The following is an 18,931-nucleotide window of genomic DNA, read 5'->3' on the forward strand; positions in this document are numbered from 1 at the left end:
GGCCCACGTAATGGGATGATGTTGTCCTTGTAAATAGTGTGTAAAGTTCTCCGGGAACCCCTTTCAAACCGCAAGTTACCCGCTAGTGCCAAAAGTTACCGGATTAATTTCAAACCAACGCCAAGCTAAAAAGTGACCGAAGAAATGGCGGGAGCATTCCTTCGGTCACTTATCTAATTAACCTATCTTTTTAATTGCGACTGCTAACTAACTTGCAGCGCCTGCCTAGTCTGCGTCCCAAACCTCATCGGCCACCTGCTTCACCAACCGCAGCTTGGCCCACTGCTGGTCTTCGGTCAAGATGTTGCCCTCTTCCGTGGAGGCAAAGCCGCATTGCGTGGAAATGGCCAGGTTAGCCAGGGGCACCTGCTTAGCGGCATCGGCAATGCGTGCCTTGACCGTTTCAACGTCCTCCAGTTCGGGGAACTTAGACGTGATGAGCCCCAGCACCAGGCGCTTGTGGGCATCGTGGTGCCAGATCTTTGCCAGCGGCGTGAAACTGCCGGCCCGTTCGTTGTCGTATTCCAGGAACAAGCCGTCATAATTGAGCTCGCCCAGGTAGTCGGCAACATCATCATAACTGCCGGAGAACAGGTAGGTTGACTTGAAGTTCCCCCGACAAATGTGAGTGGTCACGGTCAAGTCGTCCGGCAGGTCCTTTAACAGGGTGTTGATCACGTGGACCGCGTCTTGTGCCAGGTTGACGTAGGTCTGATGGGCGGTCACGTCGTCGGTCGTGGCGTTGAGCTTGCTGATGAGAAAGGCCCAGGTCGTATCATCTAGTTGTAAGTAACGACACCCCAGTTCATAGAAATGCAAAATCGTTTCGTGGTAGGCCTTGGCCAGGTCATCTAGGTAGGCGTCCCAGGTCGGGTAAAATTCGTGCCAGTTGTCACTGCGGTTATCCCGGAACAACATGGTCGGTGACGGGATAGTCTGCTTGACCAGGACACCCGCTGGCACCAGGCTCTGTAAGTATTGGAAGCTCTCAAAAAACGGGTGGTTCGGGTTAAAGGCCACCTTGCCGACCAAATCGGCGTTGTCGGTCCGGGTCTTGCTGCCGTGGAACTTATAACTTTGTTGATAATCGTAGTGACCCACCCCAGTCAGGCCCCACAAAAAGTCGAGGTGCCACCAGCTGCGGTTGAATTCGCCATCGGTCACGGCCTTGAGACCCAGGTCAATCTGTTTTTGCACGACGCGTTTGGTCTCGGCGCGCTGGACTTGTTTCAACTGTTCGGCGTCGATGGCCCCCTGGGCAAACTCGGCGCGAGCTTGTTTCAGCGAGGCCGGTCGCAAGAGACTGCCGACGACATCGTAACGGAACGGAATCTGTGTTTCAGTAAGTGTAGTCATATAAATTCCTCCTATTTTAAACCTAGACAGTGTTTTCCAATCATCAGCTAACGCAAAAACGCGCTCATCCCCAGAACTAATTACTTAGTTCCAGGGACGAACGCGTCGTTTTACCACCCTTATTTACAAGGCCCTCACAGACCTTGCCTCACCGGTACCATTGATACCCGGAAAGTTAACGGTTCCTACCGACCAAGCAGCGTGAACCGCTTGATAGCTGACGGGAGTTCATCTTCACGATTGGTCGTTGACCCGTTTGCACTGACTCGGGCTCACTGCGCAACGACCTGACCGTTACTCTTCTCCCAGCTTTGTTTATGAAAAACTGATTAGAAATTAATGATAGTTTAGTCTTCTGACACCCGCCTGTCAAGGTTAATTTCAGGAAAGCACGACGACCTTGCCGAAACTGTGTCGACTGACCGATGAGAGCGTCCGTCGTGCGTAAACACCTCCGAATGATTGCGTCCGCATACTGATCATCTCTTTTCTAATCCAACAATCCGTGACTCCTCAGATAGTCTCTGGCCACAGTGGCGGCCTTCTGGTGCTTGACGGAGACCTGATAATTCATCTTCTGCATATCCGTGGTCGTGACCTTGCCGGCGAGCTTGTTCAGCGTTGTTCGCAGCTCGGGGTGGGCCGTCAACAGCTTTTCCGTCATCAACGGTGCGCCTTGGTACGGCGGGAAGAATGCCTTGTCGTCCTTCAAGACGACCAGGTGGTATTCCTGGACCTCCGGATCGGTGGTGTAGCCGTCGACCAGATTGACCTTGCCGTTGGCGATGGCCTTGTAGCGAATCGACGGTTCCATGGTCTTGACGCTGGCAAATTTCAAGCCGTACGCCTGACTCAAGCCGGGATAGCCATCCTTTTGTTGGTGGAAATCGGGGTCAAATCCGGCATGGACCTTGTCTTCGACGGCGACCAGGTCAGAGATGGTCTTGACGTGATATTTCTGAGCAAACTGTTTAGTGACCGCCAAGTCATAGCCGTTTTGATACTTCATCGGCTTGAGGTAAGCCATTTGAAACTGCGACTTCAGCGCGGTTTTCGCCGTCTGGTAGGTCTTGGCCGGGTCGTGGCTGGCCGATTTTTCCCCCTTGACCAGCGACTCCAGGACGGTCCCGGTGAACTCGGGATAAATGTCGACTGAGCCCGACTGAAGCGCCTTGAACAGGAAGGAGGTCGCGCCAAAGTTAGCCTTGGTGGTCACCTTGATGTTCGGGTGGTCGTGTTCGATCAGGTCCTTGTACATGTTAATCAGAATCTCCGGTTCGCTGCCGAGCTTGCCGGCCACCGTGATGGTCGTTTGTGGGTTGGCGAGCTTGCGGTAACCCGCGAAGCCGCCGATCAAGACGACCAACGTCATTAAGATGATACCGGCCTTCTTAAACGACAACTTGCCCAGCCAGTCGATTGCGGCGCCAAAGACCAACGCCAGAATCGCCGAGAGCACGGCCCCAATGATCAGCAGGGCATTGTTGTTGGTTTCGATTCCCAGCAGGATGTAGGTCCCCAGCCCACCGGCACCGATCAAGGCAGCCAGCGTGGCGGTCCCAATGATCATGACGGTCGCAATGCGGATCCCCGAGATGATCATCGGTAACGCTAAGGGCAATTCAATCCGAAATAATTTCATCCGCCGTGACAATCCAAACGCCGTCGCCGCCTCTTCCAAGTTGGGGTCAATGGTCGTCAGGCCGGCATACGTATTTTGAAAAATTGGCATCACCGCGTAGATGACCAGCGCGATAATCGACGGCACGGTCCCGATTCCGACGATGGGAATCAAAATCCCCAATAACGCCAGGCTGGGAATCGTCTGGAGGATGCTGGTGATCTGCAGCATGACCTTGGCCCACCGGTCATGGTGCATCAACAAAATGGCCACGGGAATCGCGATGACCGCCGCAATCAGCAGGGAGATCAACGACAGCCCAATGTGTTGGCCAATCGCGTGAAGGATGTCGCCACCCTGGGTCTGCAAAATATGGTTAATCTGTGACAACTAATTGGCCTCCTTTGTGGCTAAGTAATCCAAGAGATCGGCCGTGGTGAGCTGGCGCACGCCCTGGTCCGTGGTGACGACCACCGCCGTTTGGGTGCGCAAAGCATCCGCCAGTTCACTGATGGACGCCGTGGCCGGTAACGTGGCCGGCGCCCTGGTCGCTGCCCCGTAGCCTTCCAGCAACAGATCATGAATCGTGGCCGGTCGCGGCGTATGTTCATTTTCAAAGAAGCCCTGCACGAAGGCGTTGGCCGGGTGCTGCATGATGGCCTCGCCCGTGCCAATTTGCTGGATGTGACCGAGGCGCATGACCGCGATGTGTTGGCCCAACCGCAATGCCTCGTGCATGTCGTGGGTCACGAACACGAACGTCATTTTCAATTCCTGATGGAGGTGTAAGACCAGGTCCTGGAGCTGTTTACGTGAAATCGGGTCCAACGCGCTAAACGGTTCGTCCATCAACACGACCTTGGGCTTGATGGCCAAAGCGCGAATGATGCCGACCCGCTGTTGTTCCCCACCGGACAGCTCGCTGGGCATCCGCGTGGCGTACTGGTCCGGATCCAAGTCGACTTGCTTGAGCAGCGCCCGGGCCCGGTCAATGCGGCGTTTGCGCGACCAGCCCAGTGATTCGGCTTGAATCGCGATGTTGTCTTGAATGTTCAAATTGGGAAACAGCGCGATATTTTGTAACACGTAACCCATTTGTTGACGCAACTGTTTTAAATCATAATCAATAATCCGTTTATCATCGAAGTAGATATTGCCGTCGGTTGGTTCGATCAACCGGTTCAGCATCTTTAATGTCGTGGTCTTGCCACTACCACTGGGGCCGACCAGCACAAAAAAGTCCCCGGTCGGAATCGTCAAATTCAAGTCGTCTAGGGCTTGATTCCCGGCGTAGCGTTTACTAACGTTCTTAAATTCTATCATGACGACCTCCGTCCTGTTACTTTGTTATTAACAAGAACTATCTCACTACTGAGATAGTTCAAATAGTGGTTACCGTTTAATTATACTAATCTTCACCTAGATTCCTAAGCAAACGGCTTACAAATTTCCTAATGCAATGACCTCTACTTTACACGGTTGACGGCCGACTGTTAATATTAAAACCAAAGCATTGGCCCCCTAAAAACTTAGAAAACAAGGTGTTTACCATCCCAGACGAAATCGACATGGCCATCATCAAGGCCCTAAATCGCGACAGCCGCATCAAGACCAGCCACCTGGCCAAATTGGTCCACCTGACCGCCCCAGCCGTGGCCGCCCGCATTCAACGGTTGACCGATACCGGCGTCATCACCCGTTATACCGTGGAAGTGGACCTCGACAAGTTGGGGTTTCCCCGTCAGGTCTTCATCCAAGTCGCGGTCCAAGAACAACAGCACGCCGCTTATTTGAAATTGATCCACCACTATCACAATGATATTCGCCACCACTACCGCACGACCGGTCAGTTCGCCTACATGATCGAAGGCGCGTTCCCGGACCGCCACGACTTGAGCGACTTCCTTCAGGCTTTGAGCAAGCTGGCGACCTACCAGGTGATTGACGTGATCGACGATATTTGAAGCCTGGAATGATAGTATTCTAACACCTGAAATTGGTTAAATCAGGCGCCTGCACTACCCACAGTATCAACTGACAGACTAGTGGCAACGTTGCTGGCAACTGGCCGTCTGCTTGCCCCTATTTTTAGCACCTTCATCCTGCACAAGATCAGCCCGCATCACTTCCCAGTACATTTGCCACCCTCACCCCAATTCGCTGCCTGACAGTCTTGACCCCTCCCGCGAAAAGTGCTGTAATCAGGTTGAACATCATTTCTCTGCTTAATCAATGATAACTATTCGCGGTCAAACTAAACCTAAGGTGGAATCAATTATGGACGAAGTAGTTCAAGCACTAAGCGATATTATTCAATTAAACACGGTCAACGGCCATGAAAAATTGGTCGCCGACTACCTGGCGAACCTTTTGAAACAACACGGTATCGACAGCAAGGCGGTCGCCTACGAACCGGATCGAGTCAGCCTGGTCGCCGAAATTGGCGATGGTCACGGCCCCGTTGTTGGTTTTGATGGTCACGAAGACATCGTGGCGCTCGGCGATGCCGCTAAATGGCAAGTCGAGGCCCTTTCCGCCACCATCAAAGACAACAACATGCTGGGTCGCGGGACGTCCGATATGAAGTCTGGCTTAATGGCCGGCGTCTTTGCCCTGATTCATTTGAAGGAACAAAATGTACCGCTTCACGGGACCCTGCGTTTGATGGCCACGGTGGGCGAGGAATACGGCCAATACGGCGCCAAGCAACTCGCCGAAGCCGGCTACGCCCAGGATCTGGACACCCTGATTGTCGGCGAACCCAGCGGTGTCAACAAGCAGTTACTCTTGCAAAAGCAGATTCAATACATGCTGCAAAGCGATGAAGCCGGCGCCAAGGCCCTGTTAGCGGCCAACCAGACCAACGAACAACACTTCATTGAACTGGCACACAAGGGCTCTTTGACCTACACGGTGCACTCCAAGGGCATCGCCGCCCACAGTTCCATGCCCGAAATCGGCAAGAACGCCATCACCCCGCTGATGACCTTCTATCAAAAAGAAGAAGCCTACTTTGACAGCATCAAGGCCTACCGCAACCCCGTCTTGGGCCCAGTTACGCCCGTCGTCACCATGGTCAAAGGCGGCGAACAAATCAACACGGTGCCCGCCAGCGCGGACTTGTCCGTCAAGATTCGGACCATCCCTGAACTGGCCAACGCCGACATCACCGCATCCATCAAGCAAATTATTGCGGAAATCAACGCCCAAGGGGCCGACCTGAGTCTGGAAATCCACAGCGACTTACGGCCCATGCACACCATGGACGACACGCAACTGGTCACCGTGGCCAAGGCAATCGGTGAGGACGTCTTGCAACAAAAGCTCCCATTGATCGGCGTTCCTGGCGGCACCGACGCATCCTCCTTCTTGGCGGTCAACCCGAACATCGACGTCATCGTCTTCGGCCCCGGCAACATCACCGCGCACCAGGTCAACGAGTACGTCGATCTGGACATGTACCACCGGTTCATCACCATCTACGAACGGTTGATCACGGAACTGTTGAAATAGATTGGCGATATTGGTTACGGAGTGCGGAGCTGGTCGCCTTGCCGTCCGGCCAATCTGAGTTGGAACGCGGTGGGCGGACCGGCCGAGCCATAAGGCGGTCTCGTCCTCGCTTTGAGCCGAAAAACACGTCTCAAAGTGGCCTCATGGCCGAAACGTGTGCCAACAGGCAACTGGTTCCGCTTAACAGGGCTAGGCAAATAATCTAGGATCAGGATTGTCCGCCTAGCACCGTTAATGCTCGCCAGTTAACCGCCTGTCATCACACTCTTGTTAAGCGGCTGAACCCATATTTGGCGAACTCTCGGCTAAGGTTGTGCATGCTAGTAACAGTCGTCTTAACCCCAGATTGTAGCTGCGTTGACGGCTAGTCTATCATTAACACTGTGTTGCTGATAGACATCAACCTTGCCGGAGGCAGCCAGGGTGGAACCAGCTGTGTCGGTGGTGTTGGCTGAGGTTTTTTCTCAGCCTACAGCACGGGACGACTTGAGAGACTGGCGATTTTTGCCAGGCTCTCAAGCGAACCGGAAGACCGCTTCTCAGGCTGGAGGTGTTCCCCAGAGCAGGCGGAACCCTGGCTGACGTAAGCGCCTGGTTTCACTAATCTTAGGTTCAACCTTCAATTCACCATCATAAAAGCGCAGTCGTCCCGCCTCCCCCCTTCACGGGGAGCGAAACGACTGCGCTTTGCTTGCCTCTAACTATGCCGCTGGTCACCGCGTCAACCCGGTCACATTAGGTTGGGCTGTCGTCGCGCCAACTGGTCGTCTTTAGCTGGTCGCTGACCGCTAAAGCGTACCTGTGACATTCCGTTAACGCGGTGGTCATTGCGGCGCATCGGTCAGCGCCCAGGTGATCGTGCCCTGGTACTGACCGCTAAGTGAGGCGCTTTGCACGTGCAATAGGACGCCGGTGTCATCGCGCCAACCGCCGGCCACATCGACCTCACCATCGGCCACGCTATCATCCGTCACGTGCGAATACACTGCGGTAGGGGTGGTCAAGATGGGGATGCGCTGGTAGTCAGTGACGTAGACCGGCTGGCCCACCAGTTGGGCGCCGTGCGCGTCCTTGGCGATAAAGGGGGTCGCCGCCGCGGTCAACGTCCACCGCTCACCGGTCCCGCGGGTATCCCGCACCGCGAGTTGCCACTGACCGGCACGTTTGACCAACTGGCTTTGCCCCGTTAGTCGCGTCGCTTGGAAATTTTCCTGTGGTGAGACCGTTGAAAATTTCAGCTCGCCAGCCACCGCGAGGGTGACGGTAACCGGTGCCGATTCATCCCCCATCGCCGTCACGGCTCGCAGGACCAGATTGTTGGTCCCACCCTGCAACTGCTTGGCCGTTAACGGGAGCGTAAACTGGCCGTCCTTGACCGGCACGTCCGGTAAGGCCTGACCGTTCAACACGGGCTTGACCCGTAATCCAGTCAGCGCCGGACTGACGGTCCCGGTCACCGTAGTAGCGGTCCCGGCTGCTAATTTAGCAGGATTGTCGCTAGTCACCTTCAAGTCTAGGTCGGCGTGCGGGTTGATGAAATACTTGGGACTATCGACCGCACACGTCTGCGTGGTGGACGTAAACGTACTGGTGACCGGCGCCACGGGTGTGCAGGCCGTCACCGTATCGACCTGCCCGACAACGCGAACGGTAGCTTGGCGATTGGCGGTGTTGAGCGCCTCACGCAGCCGCACCGAAAGCCGGTGATCCTTGACATCGCGCACCGATACCGTCTGCGGTGGCAAGTGGGCATCTTGGTAGGTGATGGTAATGGCTTCGGGCGTAAACGCCGTTGGCAGGGCCAAATTAGCCAAAATGTTTTGCCACGGCTGACGACCGTCCACGTATTTCAGCTGATAGTCGAGTTGGAGGCGATCACCGCCGAGTACCTGGCCGTTGGTCGTGAGTTCGCGGGCCTGCGACAGGTTGGTGGCCGTCAAATCGGCGTTCGCACTGACCAGCCCCGGAACATTTTCCAGGATCACCAGGTTGTTTTCCGCCTGACTGCCACTGGTCGCGGTGAATCCCCAACGCACCTCCCCCGTTTTGTGGGGGTCCAGCATGAAGGGAAAGACGCGCGCCTCATCATGGCGGCCCGGTTGCCGCTCGCCCGTAATCGGGTTACGGTCATCAAACGCGTACGACAGCGTTTCGGCGCGATAGTCCCACTTCAACGTCACATGGTGCCACTGCCCGTTCGCTAGGAAATCCGGGTGATTGACGTCCTCAATGACGCCATGGTGGACCATGTTGAAGTAGTAGTGCTTATGGTTCAGGAGCCCTTTGTCAAAGACCCGCTGGGTATAAGTCCGAGGATCAGCGGGAAAATTGTTGCCGATGTGGGGGCCATGCTCCGCGCCGTCAAACGCGTTGGCCTGGCCGACCGCGGACTTCCCCCAGTCGCCGTTGTAGCCCGTGTCAAACTCCAACGCCCAGCTATTTTGAATAGCCGTTTCGGCAAGTGCCTTCGGTTGGGACTGGTGGCGATCATTGTCGATGCCCCAGACCCCTACCGTTTCCGCTGGGATGGCATCCTTACTCTTGACCGGCATGGCCCCGATGCCGCGCCAGTCATTTTGCAGGACAAAGGCTACCCCGCCGGCTGACTTGACACCCTGGTCTCCCAGGTAGAGCCACGCCGAAATCGTCTGGTCGTGGTACAGGCTAAAGCTCCCCGCATCCAAGGACCACAGCGACCCGAACTGGTGCGTCCCGGACGTTAACGCCGCAACGTCGGTTCCGGGCGTCGCTTCATTTTTGCCATCCATAACGGTGGCTGAGCTCTTCTTTGTCGTCTCGGTTGTGACGAACGCATTGGTTTTGTCGAGGACGATGCCCTGCGGCGCCGTTGCCAATGCGTGATCTAAATCACTATCGGCGCGGGCAACAATGGGCGCACTCCCCAGACAAATCGCCAGTAACAACCAGCCAGCGCTTAACCACCGTTTAAACAACACACTTTCCTCCTATTGCAATGACTTTCTCTGTTGACGATTGCGGTAAATCAGGTAGCCGATGACGGCCAGCAAGGCGACAATGATGAGCCCCAAGACCAGGTACAGCCAGTAATTTGGCCGCTTGGTTGGCGTAATCACCGTCTTATTGAGCCGTTTGACCGTCTTCTTGGCAATCGTAAAGTTACGGGTGAACTGCCAATTTTGTTTGCCCGCCTGAGCCGTTAAATGCAGGATGTACTGGCCCGCCGGCAGGTCTTTGTTGCCCCAAGGGATGGCGAAGTTAAAGTTACTGTTAGGCGCCATACCCATGTGGCTTTGTTGCTGGCTGATCAGCGGTTGCAATTGGCTTTGCTTCGCCTTCATGACCTGCGCATTGACCTTCAAGCCGGACATAATGCCGGGTTCCGGATTTTGCAAATTGGCCGTGATGAAGTTACGACGGTTGAGCTGGGTCGCTCGAACCTGGTGTAAGACCAGATTGGGCTTGACCAGTGCACCCTCACGCAATTCCACCCCGATCGCGTAAGCAAACGCATTTCTGATGGAAATGGGAACTTTCGGTTTAGCCGCCTTGCCTTGCAGTTGCGCCACATAGACGCCGCCGAGCAAGGTTCCCCGCACCGTTTTTTCAGGCATTTGTAACGTCAACACGACGGTCTTTTGCGCGTTGGCCGGCACCGTCACGCGTTGGCCGCTCGCCTTGGTGAAGAGTTCTTTCATCCCCACTTGAAGCGTTGGATCCAACTTAGGGTCGCTTTGGCTATAGTCAATGACCCCGTTGTCGTTGGTCACCGCCTGATTGACGCTGACCGCGAACCGTTGCGTGGTGTTGCTGGTATTGCTGATGACGACCTTGAGCTGCTGTTGCTGACCCGGTTGCGTGTGCAAATCAAAATAGCTGACCTGCTTGCTCAACTGGTCGCTAGGCAATTCCGCCTTCACGGTGTACCCCACCGAACTGGCCGACGCGCTGGCCAGTTGCGCACCCCACGCCAACATGGCCACTAGTACTGCAAACAAAATTTTAAGTCCCCGCTGCATACTGACTCCCCCAATCAATCAGCGAAAAAGTCCTAACTCAGTTAACCTCATTGTGGCGTGTCACTTAATTGCCACGTCAACGTTGACGTGTAGGTCCCTGGCAATTGCCCTGAAGGAACCGTCAAATTGACATTGTCCATCGCGTAACTGGAATCCCAAATCCCTAAACCGCCTTTAGCAGGGGCACTAAAGACGACCTGGTTGTCACCAGACCCAGTCAGTGGAGCACTGTCCTGGGTTGGTGCCGTTGAAGGGTTGCCACTGTTACCAGCAGCGACGTCAGCGGTCCCCAAGGTCAATTGGGCTCCGCCTAACGTGTCACCGTCAGCATCCGTAAATGGCGTGTTCTTCAACTGAACGGTCCACCCGGAAGACAGGCCGGGGTTAGAAACTTCTAGGGGTGCACTCAACGTACTTGCCGTGTAACTCCCATTTGACTTGCTGTTAGGCGCAATGTTGGCCCCAAAACCAATGTCAGGCGCCGAATCCAAGGAAATCGCCGCATTGGGACTCATGTCAAATTCCGCCGTGGCAGTCGTGCTGTCACTGGTGACGGCCGATGAGCTACTGCTACTATCGCTGCTACTAGACGTGTCCGTCGTCGCAGCCAATGCAGGTGCAGCGCCCACTAATCCAACACCAATACTCAAAACAGCCAGACTACGCAGTAAAGTCACTTTTAATCTGCGTGTCATCATGCTCACCTCTCTAAAATAAGTGCTACACTCCTCGCGCGACAACGCATGATATCGTTTAAAAATGTAGTCCATTGATTACCGGCTTTAGTGTAAACGAATGACCCTGGTAATGGCTGAGTCACCCAGCAAATGACCACCTAACTTGTTCCATGCCGGCCACTAGGTTCGCCGACCTTCATTCTCTATGATTGCTTTACGGACCAATCACTTGATCCAATTAAGATAATACCTGCTCCCAACAAAAAAGACCAGACTTTAGCTGGCCTTTCGTATCTAGTCATTTAATGGTGGTGACCGCTCACGGTTAAGGCTAGTAAGCCGTTTAACCATTCACGGGTCTGGTCATCGGGTGTCCCCTGAATCTGAAAGCCCATGGGTTCAAACAGCGCGTCGACGGCGGACCACTGGACCTGACCGTCTTGAAAGAAACTCTGCGTTAACCGCTCGCGTTGACTGGGCGTAATCGGCGTGGCCATCACAGTCAGTAAGTTCACCGCCAATTGGTCGGCAATGAGGCCCGCGTACGCCGTAGCCGTCAGGGGTTTGACGATTTGCCGCCGGGTCGCCAACGGGACGACGGGCCCTTCGCGCAACAGTAGCTTTTGCCAGCGCATGACCTGCCCCGCTAACACGTAGTAAAATTGCCACGGCACCTGATTGCCAATGCGCTTGAGCGTCACCGCCGTCGTGGCCGCAATGTCCCACTGCACCTGCTGTTCGCCGGCGGCCATGGCGGTGGTCAGCCACTCGCTAAAGAAACGCTGGACCGTCGCGTCGACTAGCGGCGGTAACTTACTGCCCTGCACCAAGTGGTACCGACCCAACAGAAAGTCTGCTACCTGGTCCCAGTTGATGGTATTGCCCGCTTGTTGTTGCTTGCGCCGCTTGAGTTGACGCAGTTGTTTCAGCCGGCTTGACTTGCCGTAATTGCCTGGACGACTCATGTTTGTTCGCTCCCTTTTCCTTTAGTCATGACAACATCATACCGCAAATCTGGCGGGATTTGAACTGCGGGCATTGCTGACTCTGGCTGACGGGATAGTGGGGAGCTGGCCGCCTACCGCGGCGCGCAAGATGCGTTGGTACGCTGTGGGCGGACGGGTCGAGCCATAGGACGGTCTCGACGCCTCGCTTTGAGCCGGAAATCACGTCTCAAAGACGCCAGTTCCCTAAACGGCATGGCCCGCGCCGTTAAGGGAACTCCCACGGCTGAACGCATCTTGCGCGCCGCTCCCGGCTCCGGTAGCGGGTGTCAACAATATTGGTTTGAAACATCCGGATTGGCGGCTGCGGGTTAGCAGCCATGACTGTTGGTAGTGACGTGACCGAGTTCGACTATCGGCCATTCGACTGACAACTCGGTTCAATCCGACGCCTAGCTAGCAAAAGGTCAGACGATCAGCTAACATCACTCGTCAATTAAAAAAAACGACCGGGACACCTAGAGTCCCAGTCGCTCATCTTACTTATTTATCATTATTCGCAGCCTTTTCGCGAGGCTGGTATTTCTTGAAGTAGATCACGGTCATGATGGCCAAGAAGACCACGCCGACCAGGATGGAGACCCGCGTTTCGGGGTTCAGGAACATAAAGATCAGCGTGATGGCCAGGAATGCCAGCGTAATGTAGTTGGACCACGGGGCGAACGGCATCTTGAACGGATGCTCGGCCATGTGCTGCTGGTTTTGCTTGCGGAACTCGATTTCGCTGACCAGAATCACGAACCACGGTACCATCCCCGGCAAGACACTGGAACTGTACACCATGACGAAGATCTGGCTGGCGTCCTTGAAGAACATCGGCAAGACCACGTTGAGCACGATCCCAATCGCAATCCCCAGTGAAATCGCGATAACGGAGTAAAAGGGCACCCCATGACGGTTCAGCAGCGTCACCTTGCGTGGCAACTGCCCCTTTTCCGCCAGGGTAAACGCCATCCGGCTGGCACTGTAAATCCCGGAGTTAGACCCGGATAAGGCCGCCGTGATGACCACGAAGTTGATGATGGAGGCCGCCGCGGTGATCCCAATCTTGGCAAACGTTTGAACAAACGGTGAGCCGATTTGGTTCAGCTTATCCCACGGGTAGATGGAGACGATGACGAAGATGGCCCCCACGTAGAAGATCAGGATCCGCGCTACCGTCGAGCGAATCGCGGATACCAGAGTGTGTTGCGGGTTTTCCGCTTCCCCGGCCGTGACCCCAATCAGCTCGATGCCTTGATACGACGCCAACACGATGGCCAGCGCGAAGATGAAGCCCTTGGCACCACCGGTGAAGAAGCCGCCGTGCGTCCACAGATTACTGATGCCGACCGCGTGACCGCCGTTTCCAAAGCCAAATAAGATGACACCCAACCCAGCGATGATCATTAAGATAATGGTGACCACCTTGATCAAGGCAAACCAGAATTCGAGCTCCCCGAACATTTTAACGGAAATCAGGTTGGCGACACACAGGAAAGTGATGGCGATCAGGCCGGGAATCCAATCCGGCAGGTTCGGCCACCAGAAACGAAAATACCCGCCCAGCGCAATCATTTCACTCATGCCGACCACGATGAACTGGAAGATGTTACTCCAGGCCGTCAAGAAGCCAAACACGGGATGCATGTATTCGGAAGCAAAGGTCGCAAACGACCCAGTGGTGGGATGGACGTACAGCATTTCGCCCAGCGCCCGCATAATTAAGTAGAGAAAAATACCAGAAATAATGTAAGCGATGAGGACGGAAGGTCCCGTCCACTTGATGGTGGAACCAGACCCCATAAATAATCCAACGCCGATTGTACCGCCCAACGCAATCATCTGCATTTGGCGGGCACTTAGTTTTCTCTGCAATCTAATTCCTTCTTTCTATGATTTGGATAATTAAAACTTCATGAGGAAAGGTTACCTGATTTGGCCCCTTTCCGCAATGTTTTTTTCGTAAATTTAGTAAGACACTGTTTCAGTATGCCGCAAAACCAGTTGGCTTTCAAACGTCTCTCGACACAAAAAAGGCCGTTAACGGCGATGTACCGGTAACGGTCTCGGGTGATTTTTTTAAAGAACTTTTTCGTAAACGAAGCAGACATCGTCTGGATGGTAAACGCCGACGATTTGGCCCGCCTTGACGAAACCGAATTTTTCAATCAAATGTTGCATCTTGGCGTTGTCGCGGTGCGTGTCGATCCGGATGCTTTCAGCTTCGGGATGATTCTTGGCGATGTAATCGAATAAGTCGCGGAACAACTGGGATGCGTAGCCCTTCCCTTGATGATGGGAGAAGATGGCGACCCGGTGAACCGTCACGTACTTATCGGTATCCTTTTGCCATTCACCTTGCAACGTATCGTAGGCGTGGTCTGGTGCTTCGATGACGGCAGCGACACCCAACGTTTCGTGGTCATCACTGTTGTAAATCACTGCCCGGCCGTCTTCGATATCACCCTTGATAACGTTGCGGTTCGGGTATTCATTTTGCCATTGGTCGATGCCGGCATCGGCGAGTTGCTTCTTGCCGTCTTCGATAATGTCACAAACTAAGTCTAATTCTTCAATCTTTGCTTTCCGTAAATACATGGTGGTCTCACCTCATCTTAAATTTTTTCTTACTCAACTGAAGGTTGCAAGACGAAAATCAGCTGGCACTGCTGTTATCATGCGACTCATGATGCAAACTGTTCGCCTACCGTTCGCCAAATATGGGTTGGAACCCTGGGGCGGACGGGCCGAGCCAAAAGGCGGTCTCAAAGTAGCCTCATAGCCGAAACGTGCGCCAACAGGCAACTGGTTCCGCTTAACACTGCTAGGCAAATAATCCAGAATCAGGATTATCCGCCTAGCACCGTTAATGCTCGCCAGTTAACCGCCTTTCGTCACACTCTTGTTAAGCGGCTGAACCCATATTTGGCGAACTCTCGGCTACGATAGTGCTTGCCAGTAACAGTCGGCTTAACCCCAGATAGCAGCTGCATTGACGACCAGTCTTTGATTAACACAGTGTTACTGATAATCGCTACCTTGCCGGAGACAGCTAGGGTGGAGCCGGCTGTGTCGGCGGTGTTACCTGGCGTTGTTTGCCAGGTTACAGCGCGGGACGACTTGAGAGACTGGCCGGTTTTTGCCAGGCTTTCAAGCGAACCGGAAGACCGCTTCTCAGGCTGGAGGTGTTCCCCATAGCAGGCGGAACCCTGGCTGACGCAGGCGTCTGGTTTCACCAATTTTAGGTGTCAGAACACCGCTGTCACGGCAGTCAACGTGCTAATTCTAGTTTCAACCTGCAGTTACTCAGCCAAGCTAGCTAAGACGCGCTTAGCCAGTTGGTCGACGCGGGCCCAGTCGGCGTCATCGGGATCTTGATCGATCTTGACCGAATCGGCGACCTGTTCGCCATTGCTGGCATTCAGCTGGATGGTCAGGTAATCCACGGCCCGGCCAAAATGGATGTGCTTCTTCGAGCTAGAACCCAGCACGGCAAATTTTGTCCGCGCCAAGTCGACTTCTTTCAAGTCAGCAAAGAAGTCTTGGGCTTCATCCGGCAGGTCACCGTCGTGGAACGTGTAGCTGACCACGATGACGGCATCGTTAGCCAGTAAGTCAAAGGCATCGGCTTGCGATACCTCGGTGACTAACGTCTGCGCCTGAGAAGCCAGTTGCGCCTGCAAATGACCGGCAATCGCTTGGTTGCGGCCAGATTGACTGGCGTAAATGATTTGAATGGATGGTGTCATAAGTTAAAAATCCTCTCGATTCCACCAGTCTCCCCACAGTGGGCAAACTGGAAACTGCTAAGTATTATAGCCCTTTTTTCTCAGATTCCCTAGCAAAAAGCACCGTTTCTCGCCAATTTTTAATTGATGGCGGTTGCAAGCAAACCCCGGTGTAGCGCTACCAATCCCGCTCGTTCGTTGTGTCAACGACCTTTCCGACCGGCGCACCCAATAAAAAAACGACACCGCGGTGGCAGTGTCGTTTGAGCACTTGGCTAGTCTGTGGCTAATTGCGTAAAGGCGTCGTGGTCCATGGTGTCAGGCACCCCGGGCACGTCAAAACCGTTTAACTGGCGAAATTCGCGCCGGAACTGTTGGTACCCGGGCATTGTCGTGCTGAAATGATCTGGCGTCAGCTGGGGCAACAAGTCCTCGACCGCACCTTGGACTGCCGGCGACAACTCTGCAGCGTCGGGCCGCAACCGGCCGCGGCCATCGACGACCCGTTTCGTCCCGTAGACCATGTCGCGGAACAGCCGGTCGATGTGAGCCACGGGTTGTTCGTGGCCGCCGCGTTGCTGTTCGACTTGGTACAGCGCCATGCAGTAGCGCGAGAACCCCGGGATGACCACGGAAGCCTTGGTGGTCACGGAACGGTTGACGCTAATCAGCGCCTCGCCGCCCGTCTTGGCCAATTTGGCCTGAATCTTGTGGGCACTGGCCTCGGCCGCACGCTTGGCCTGCCCCAGCGTCCCGTCGTGGTAAATCGGCGCCGTGACCCGCGGGCCTTCGTAGGAAAATAGAATCGTCTTGAAATTAGGCGCTAAGACGCCGGCAGCCTGCAGGGCGTCGACCCACAGCTCCCAGTCCTCGCCGCCCATGACGTGGTTGGTAGCGGCGACTTCTGCCACGCTGGCGGGTTCCAGTGTCGTCTTGACTAGACGCTGATGTTCCAGGTCGACCGTGTAGTCGGTCACCGGATTGCCCAGTGGCTTGATGACGGAACGCCAAGCCTCGGCAGGATTGTCCGGATTCTTGCGTTTCGGCGCCGCAATCGAGTACACCAGCAGATCTAATTGCCCCCCAAAGCGGTTGCGAATAAATTGGATGACTTCCTGTTTGGTTTGTGGCAGGAACACATCGGCATTTAAGTTGTTGGCAACGAGCCCCGCTTGGGCGGCCTGTTGCTTAAAGAACCGCTGATTCCACCAGCCGGCCGTTCCCAAGAAATCGGGGCGCGGTGGCCGCTCGTAGCCCACGGACAAGGTGGCGGCCCCCATCCCAAAAGCCGCGGTGATGCGGCTGGCCAGGCCATAACTGGAGGAGCCGCCGAGAACCAAGGCGTGCTTGGCCCCGGTATAGTGCGGTTTTTGCGCGACCGCCGCAATCTGCTCGGCCATCATCCGTTGCAAGCCCAGTGGATTCACCGAACGGGCCACGTTGCCTTCGATTTTTTCCGTAAACGTCAGCTGTGTCATACCATTTCACTCTCCTAGGATCTTTCCTCTAACTTACCACTTCTCACCGGTGGATTGATAGAATTTTGCCCGAAGAAAAGCGTGGTGATTTCATCAAAGCTGGTGGCGCTTGCTTTAGCTAGCCGAAACGTGGGCCAACAGGCAACTGGTTCCGTTTAACCAAAAAAAAGCCACGCCGTCCCCGCGGACAACGTGACTCGTATTTAATCTGTAAATTCGGAAGCCGCCAACAACTGGCGAACCTCGTCTGTCGTGTGCGTCTCCATCATCGCGTTCCGCAGGCTAGCGGCATTGCGTTGGTTGCGCACGTAGATCTTGAAGAACCGCTTCAAGGACGCGAATCGCGACGTGTCGAAGCGTTTTTCGAAGTCGTCGTACAGGTCCAGCTGGTAGTTCAACAGGCCCAACAATTCCTTGATGTCGTGTTCTTGTGGCGTCTTTTCAAAGGCAAAGGGACTGGTGAAGATACCGCGGCCAATCATGATGCCATCGACGCCGGGGTGTGCTTGCGCCAGTTTGACGCCTTCCTGGTAATTTTCGATGTCGCCGTTCAGCTGTAACAAAGTGTGTGGCGCCACCTCGTCGCGGAGCTTCACGATGTCGTCGATCAGCTCGTAATGGGCGGGCACGCGGCTCATTTCCTTTTTCGTCCGCAGGTGAATCGTCAGCAATGGGATGTCTTGTTCAAATAAGAACGTGAGCCAATCGCGCCATTCATCCAACCGGCTGTAACCTAGCCGCGTCTTCACACTGACGGGCAGGCCAGCCTCCTTGGCACCGGCAATCACGGCTGCCGCGCTGTCAAAGTTGCGAATCAAATCGCTGCCCCCGTGGTTCTTGATGACCGTGGAATCGGGACACCCCATATTCAGGTCGATGGCCTCGTAACCCAGGTCCTTGACGGCCACAGCCGCGCGAGCAAAGGCGTCATGGTCGTTGCCCCAGAGTTGAGCGACCGGCATGTGAGCCTCTTCGGGAGCGACGTACAGCCGACCTTGGACGGTGAACTTAGCCTTGGGGTGGGTCACACTGATGGCATTGGTGAATTCCGTAAAGAAGACATCGGGCGCCGCGGCCCGCGCCACGACGCGCCGGAAAATGGCGTTGGTCACGGCCTCCATCGGTGCCAAGCTAAAGAAGGGCCGGTTTTCCGCCCGTGCGTGGTCCGCAATTTTTTGCCAGTAAGATGAATCAGACACGATAAAATCTCCTTGTGTAGTTAAATTTGATGTTTAGTCCGGTTTAACGCAGTCCATATATTTTACCACGTTTGCCGAGGAAAGCCAGGAAAACCGATTAGCGCGGGAATTTGTGCGGGTGGTCACGATTGAAGAAGTGACGATTGATTTGTTGGCAAACACCGCAACAACTCCTTTCCACGACCAATCTAACTGTCTGGTTTTCGGCTCTGTGAGAATCGGTTAACCTCGCCCCTAATACCCTCAAATGGTCTTGGGGTAAGGGCCACACAGAGTAATCAAAAAGAGGCTCAACTCGTAAGTGAATTGAACCTCTCAGATTCTCGGTTAACCAACGGCCACTTTTCCAGCCCAATGATTAGCGTAATTTTGCAT

At 54.7% G+C, this 18,931-nt stretch carries 14 protein-coding genes; 2 read left to right on the forward strand and 12 right to left on the reverse strand.

Annotation, left to right across the window (positions count from 1 at the left end; translation table 11 throughout):
* Positions 1 to 225 precede the first annotated feature (225 nt).
* The 3 genes from EGT51_RS10155 to EGT51_RS10165 form a co-directional block, all read right to left on the reverse strand.
* A complete protein-coding gene (locus tag EGT51_RS10155) occupies positions 226 to 1,356 on the reverse strand; it encodes a vitamin B12 independent methionine synthase (protein ID WP_135368596.1) in 1,131 nt (376 codons plus the stop codon).
* 490 nt (positions 1,357 to 1,846) lie between these two features.
* Complete coding sequence (locus EGT51_RS10160) at positions 1,847 to 3,367, reverse strand: ABC transporter permease/substrate-binding protein (RefSeq protein WP_135368597.1); 1,521 nt, start codon at positions 3,365 to 3,367, stop codon at positions 1,847 to 1,849.
* The gene (locus EGT51_RS10165; protein ID WP_135368598.1) at positions 3,368 to 4,300 is read right to left on the reverse strand and encodes an ABC transporter ATP-binding protein; all 933 of its coding nucleotides are present in this window, start codon (positions 4,298 to 4,300) and stop codon (positions 3,368 to 3,370) included. It abuts the gene before it with no gap.
* A gap of 218 nt (positions 4,301 to 4,518) precedes the next feature.
* Between EGT51_RS10165 and EGT51_RS10170 the strand changes: the two genes are divergently transcribed.
* Both EGT51_RS10170 and EGT51_RS10175 read left to right on the forward strand, forming a co-directional pair.
* Positions 4,519 to 4,941 carry an Lrp/AsnC family transcriptional regulator gene (locus tag EGT51_RS10170; protein WP_225428717.1) on the forward strand — a complete coding sequence of 141 codons (423 nt, stop codon included), beginning with the start codon at positions 4,519 to 4,521 and terminating at the stop codon, positions 4,939 to 4,941.
* A 313-nt stretch (positions 4,942 to 5,254) separates the two neighbouring features.
* Entirely contained in the window at positions 5,255 to 6,490 is a 1,236-nt protein-coding gene (locus EGT51_RS10175; RefSeq protein WP_135368599.1) for an ArgE/DapE family deacylase, read from the forward strand.
* 824 nt (positions 6,491 to 7,314) lie between these two features.
* Here EGT51_RS10175 and EGT51_RS10180 read toward each other — a convergent pair.
* The 9 genes from EGT51_RS10180 to EGT51_RS10220 all read right to left on the reverse strand — a co-directional run bounded on the left by EGT51_RS10180 (position 7,315) and on the right by EGT51_RS10220 (position 18,556).
* Positions 7,315 to 9,444 (reverse strand): WxL domain-containing protein, encoded by a 2,130-nt coding sequence (locus tag EGT51_RS10180; RefSeq protein ID WP_135368600.1) that lies wholly within the window; start codon positions 9,442 to 9,444, stop codon positions 7,315 to 7,317.
* A 12-nt stretch (positions 9,445 to 9,456) separates the two neighbouring features.
* On the reverse strand, positions 9,457 to 10,488 hold the full coding sequence (locus EGT51_RS10185; protein WP_135368601.1) for a DUF916 and DUF3324 domain-containing protein: 1,032 nt from the start codon (positions 10,486 to 10,488) through the stop codon (positions 9,457 to 9,459).
* 47 nt (positions 10,489 to 10,535) lie between these two features.
* Positions 10,536 to 11,183 (reverse strand): WxL domain-containing protein, encoded by a 648-nt coding sequence (locus EGT51_RS10190; RefSeq protein ID WP_135368602.1) that lies wholly within the window; start codon positions 11,181 to 11,183, stop codon positions 10,536 to 10,538.
* Positions 11,184 to 11,467: 284 nt separating this feature from the next.
* The gene (locus EGT51_RS10195; RefSeq protein ID WP_135368603.1) at positions 11,468 to 12,130 is read right to left on the reverse strand and encodes a hypothetical protein; all 663 of its coding nucleotides are present in this window, start codon (positions 12,128 to 12,130) and stop codon (positions 11,468 to 11,470) included.
* 522 nt (positions 12,131 to 12,652) lie between these two features.
* Positions 12,653 to 14,026, reverse strand: a complete 1,374-nt coding sequence (locus EGT51_RS10200) for an amino acid permease (protein WP_135368604.1) — start codon at positions 14,024 to 14,026, stop codon at positions 12,653 to 12,655.
* Positions 14,027 to 14,230: 204 nt separating this feature from the next.
* Positions 14,231 to 14,749 carry a GNAT family N-acetyltransferase gene (locus EGT51_RS10205; protein ID WP_135368605.1) on the reverse strand — a complete coding sequence of 173 codons (519 nt, stop codon included), beginning with the start codon at positions 14,747 to 14,749 and terminating at the stop codon, positions 14,231 to 14,233.
* A 704-nt stretch (positions 14,750 to 15,453) separates the two neighbouring features.
* The gene (locus EGT51_RS10210; protein WP_135368606.1) at positions 15,454 to 15,900 is read right to left on the reverse strand and encodes a flavodoxin domain-containing protein; all 447 of its coding nucleotides are present in this window, start codon (positions 15,898 to 15,900) and stop codon (positions 15,454 to 15,456) included.
* A gap of 254 nt (positions 15,901 to 16,154) precedes the next feature.
* Positions 16,155 to 17,357: a trans-2-enoyl-CoA reductase family protein gene (locus EGT51_RS10215; RefSeq protein ID WP_135368607.1), complete on the reverse strand. Its 1,203-nt coding sequence runs from the start codon at positions 17,355 to 17,357 to the stop codon at positions 16,155 to 16,157.
* A 203-nt stretch (positions 17,358 to 17,560) separates the two neighbouring features.
* Positions 17,561 to 18,556 carry a tRNA dihydrouridine synthase gene (locus tag EGT51_RS10220; protein ID WP_135368608.1) on the reverse strand — a complete coding sequence of 332 codons (996 nt, stop codon included), beginning with the start codon at positions 18,554 to 18,556 and terminating at the stop codon, positions 17,561 to 17,563.
* Positions 18,557 to 18,931: the final 375 nt, after the last annotated feature.

This window comes from Levilactobacillus suantsaiihabitans, assembly GCF_004745505.1.
GTDB lineage: Bacteria > Bacillota > Bacilli > Lactobacillales > Lactobacillaceae > Levilactobacillus > Levilactobacillus suantsaiihabitans.

Coding starts and splice junctions, on each gene's coding strand:
- EGT51_RS10155 (WP_135368596.1), bottom strand. CDS start 1,356: ATGACTACACTTACTGAAACACAGATTCCGTTCCGTTACGATGTCGTC.
- EGT51_RS10165 (WP_135368598.1), bottom strand. CDS start 4,300: ATGATAGAATTTAAGAACGTTAGTAAACGCTACGCCGGGAATCAAGCC.
- EGT51_RS10175 (WP_135368599.1), top strand. CDS start 5,255: ATGGACGAAGTAGTTCAAGCACTAAGCGATATTATTCAATTAAACACG.
- EGT51_RS10185 (WP_135368601.1), bottom strand. CDS start 10,488: ATGCAGCGGGGACTTAAAATTTTGTTTGCAGTACTAGTGGCCATGTTG.
- EGT51_RS10190 (WP_135368602.1), bottom strand. CDS start 11,183: ATGACACGCAGATTAAAAGTGACTTTACTGCGTAGTCTGGCTGTTTTG.
- EGT51_RS10195 (WP_135368603.1), bottom strand. CDS start 12,130: ATGAGTCGTCCAGGCAATTACGGCAAGTCAAGCCGGCTGAAACAACTG.
- EGT51_RS10205 (WP_135368605.1), bottom strand. CDS start 14,749: ATGTATTTACGGAAAGCAAAGATTGAAGAATTAGACTTAGTTTGTGAC.
- EGT51_RS10210 (WP_135368606.1), bottom strand. CDS start 15,900: ATGACACCATCCATTCAAATCATTTACGCCAGTCAATCTGGCCGCAAC.
- EGT51_RS10215 (WP_135368607.1), bottom strand. CDS start 17,357: ATGACACAGCTGACGTTTACGGAAAAAATCGAAGGCAACGTGGCCCGT.